Raw genomic sequence first — 358 nt, 5'->3', positions numbered from 1 at the left:
CAACGAATTCGCTGAAATCTTCCAAACGAGTCGCACGGCAACGTGTATTCGACTTGCACAAATCGATACGTTACCGATTATCGCTGCCTGTTACCGCGGCAACGACCTGCGATGGCTATCCAGGGCGCCAGATGTGCCTAGAAAGTGGTTTGTCAAGCGCCGCCTAGACGAAGATAGTGAACCGCACCGGGAATCGTGGAGGCTGGTTGGTTTAAGTTAATGCGGACACGTCAGCGGCATTTCTGAGTTGCCTGTAGTAGTTTGCCTCAGCTTCAGCAGGCGGGATATAGCCGAGCGGTTCCATCAGCCGATGACGGTTGTACCAGGCGACCCATTCCAGCGTTGCCAGTTCGACGGA

At 54.5% G+C, this 358-nt stretch carries 1 pseudogene; it reads right to left on the bottom strand.

From position 1 onward, the window contains the following. Nucleotides 1–211: 211 nt before the first annotated feature. Nucleotides 212–358 (bottom strand): annotated as a pseudogene (locus SB751_RS28640) (IS3 family transposase); the annotation flags it as partial.

The organism is Cupriavidus sp. SIMBA_020 (genome assembly GCF_046535395.1).
In the GTDB taxonomy this organism is placed as follows: Bacteria; Pseudomonadota; Gammaproteobacteria; order Burkholderiales; family Burkholderiaceae; genus Cupriavidus; species Cupriavidus campinensis.
Note: the sequence above shows the minus strand (reverse complement) of the source record. Positions and strands in the feature narration are given on the sequence as shown.